The organism is Stutzerimonas sp. LR2 (genome assembly GCF_055755175.1).
In genome coordinates this window covers 1-1,304 of record NZ_JBVTRR010000029.1, presented here as the reverse complement: position 1 = coordinate 1,304, position 1,304 = coordinate 1, and the positions used below count along the sequence as shown (strand labels likewise).

The 1,304-nt window shown below is 49.2% G+C and carries 2 protein-coding genes; both read right to left on the bottom strand.

Annotation, left to right across the window (positions count from 1 at the left end; genetic code table 11):
• Window positions 1–410: OsmC family protein (locus ACVRRC_RS21780; protein WP_472997544.1), on the bottom strand; the 410-nt coding region annotated here is incomplete at its 3' end.
• Window positions 411–594: 184 nt separating this feature from the next.
• On the bottom strand, window positions 595–1,179 hold the full coding sequence (locus ACVRRC_RS21775; protein WP_258773623.1) for a recombinase family protein: 585 nt from the start codon (window positions 1,177–1,179) through the stop codon (window positions 595–597).
• Window positions 1,180–1,304: the final 125 nt, after the last annotated feature.

Below are 1,304 nucleotides of genomic sequence, written 5' to 3'. Positions count from 1 at the left end.
CCTTTACGCACGTTGCTGTCCAGCCCAAGGAAGCCGTTGAGGTTGATATCGAAATTAAGATCCAGCTCGATACCGTCCAGGTCGATCCCTTTTTCAGCAGCCATCATGGTAAGGGTGGCGGTATAACAGCCAGCCAGCGCCTGCATGATGTATTCAGTCGGGCTCATGCCGGTATCGGTGCCGAGTAAACCTGCGGGTTCATCACCGATATTAGAAAATTTCCCCACACGGCTGGTATCGATAACGCCGTTCTGGATTGTGGCGCCGGTCTCTGTGCGAACGGTTAATCCGCCGCTGGAACGGGCTTTCATCTGGAAAGTCAGGTTACCCAGGCCAGGCTGGCTGCGAACTGCTTCACGGGTATTGTGGATCGCAGCTGCGTCTGCAGAAGGTTTAACGGTAGTAGACATAATGGCTCCTGTAATTTCTTGATAAAAGGTATAGCTGGTGTAATCAGTACCAACCATCTAGTTGGTAGATTAATATCGCGAACCTCTTTTGTCTACTCTTTTATAAAAAATAGGGGGAAAAGAACCCAGCAGGCTGTTTTATTTCATAATAACCATTTGATTTTTTTATAATCTTCCCAGCCGCTCACTCTTGCAGCAATCCAGCCTTTACCCGAAGGATAGTCTGGCGGGTGGTATTAAATTCCCGGGCAATAGCACTGATACTGATGCCAGAATTTAGGCGCTCTGTCACTGTTTGCTTTTGTTCCTCGCTCAGGATGGGGGGGCGACCGAAGCGTTTTCCAGCCGCTTTTGCCCTCGCAATACCTGAATACGTTCGCTCAAGCAGCAAATCCCGCTCAAACTCCGCTACAGCAGAAATTACCTGCATAGTCATTTTTCCGGCCGGACTGGTCAAGTCAACGCCTCCGAGTGCGAGACAATGAACGCGAATATCTAAAGCCGCCAGTTGCTCTACTGTTTTTCGGATATCCATCGCATTACGACCCAGACGGTCAAGTTTGGTGACAATCAGTACATCCCCATTTTCCATGCGATCTAGCAACCGGATAAATCCGGGGCGTTCGCTGGCAGCAACCGAGCCACTGATATGCTCCTCAATAAGTCGTTGGGATCTGATGGCAAAACCCGCCGCTTCAATTTCACGACGCTGGTTTTCTGTGGTCTGTTCCAGAGTTGAGACCCTGCAGTAGGCAAAAACACGTGACATGGGAAACTTTCCGTACGAAATGGATGTCCGAATTATAACGTGTGTCCGAAATTAATTTCACTAAGTTTCGGACATGTGCTGTAAGTGGTGTACGAAACCGACCGGTTTCGGTCACAGCGAACAAA

What these genes read in the sequence shown, in the direction of transcription:
- ACVRRC_RS21775 (WP_258773623.1), bottom strand. Translation starts at nt 1,179, where the DNA reads ATGTCACGTGTTTTTGCCTACTGCAGGGTCTCAACTCTGGAACAGACC.